The organism is Limnohabitans planktonicus II-D5 (assembly GCF_001270065.2).
GTDB lineage: Bacteria > Pseudomonadota > Gammaproteobacteria > Burkholderiales > Burkholderiaceae_C > Limnohabitans_A > Limnohabitans_A planktonicus.
On the sequence record NZ_LFYT02000109.1, the window covers coordinates 1 to 1,019 of the forward strand.

Consider the following 1,019-nt stretch of genomic DNA (forward strand, 5'->3'; position numbering starts at 1 on the left):
CTATGGATTCAGCCCTGTGAAGTCGTCAATGCTCAAGGATGTTGTAGGTCGGCGGTCGAAGACCCCGTCATGGGCCTGTGCCGAAACTCATCATGTCGGACTCTGCGAGTACCGACCTACGAGGTGATGCCTTCTCGTAGGTCGGCGGTCGAAGACCCCGACATGGGCTTGTGCCGAAACCCATCATGTTGGACTTTGCGAGTACCGACCTACGAGGTGATGCCTTCTCGTAGGTCGGCGGTCGAAGACCCCGTCATGGGCCCGTGCCCAAACCCATCATGTCGGACTCTGCGAGTACCAACCTACGAGGTGATGCCTTCTCCTAGGTCGGCGGTCGAAGACCCCGACATGGGCCTGTGCCGAAACCCATCATGTTGGAATCTGCGAGTGCAAACCTACGAGGTGATGCATTCTCGTAGGTCGGCGGTCGAAGACCCCGACATGGGCCTGTGCCCAAACCCATCATGTCGGACTCTGCGAGTACCGACCTACGAGGTGATGCCTTCTCGTAGGTCGGCGGTCGAAGACCACGACATGGGCCTGTGCCGAAACTCATCATGTCGGACTCTGCGAGTACCGACCTACGAGGTGATGCCTTCTCGTAGGTCGGCGGTCGAAGAACCCGACATGGGCCTTTGCCGAAACTCATCATGTCGGACTCTGCGAGTACCGACCTACGAGGTGATGCCTTCTCGTAGGTCGGCGGTCGAAGACCCCGACATGGGCCTGTGCCCAAACCCATCATGTTGGAATCTGCGAGTGCAAACCTACGAGATGACATCTCTCACAGATTTCAAAATTCAATGTGCAGGATCATTGGAGCAGTTTGTCAAATGCGCAGGCCGGTGTGTCATGCTGGTGTGTTCAGGTCAAGTGCCCGGTTTTCACCAGAATCAAACAGCCTTCGCGGCTGAAGGGCTGGTGCTGGCTCATGTGCGGGCTGCGCAGCCAGCTGCCTGCGGGGTAGTCGCCGTGCTCGTCGGAGAACACGCCTTCGACCACAAAGATCTCTTCACCAC

The 1,019-nt window shown here is 57.8% G+C and carries 1 protein-coding gene; it reads right to left on the minus strand.

Annotation, left to right across the window (positions count from 1 at the left end; genetic code table 11):
* Positions 1–864: 864 nt before the first annotated feature.
* On the minus strand, positions 865–1,019 hold a 155-nt coding region (locus tag H663_RS40980; RefSeq protein WP_205872782.1), incomplete at its 5' end, for a cupin domain-containing protein.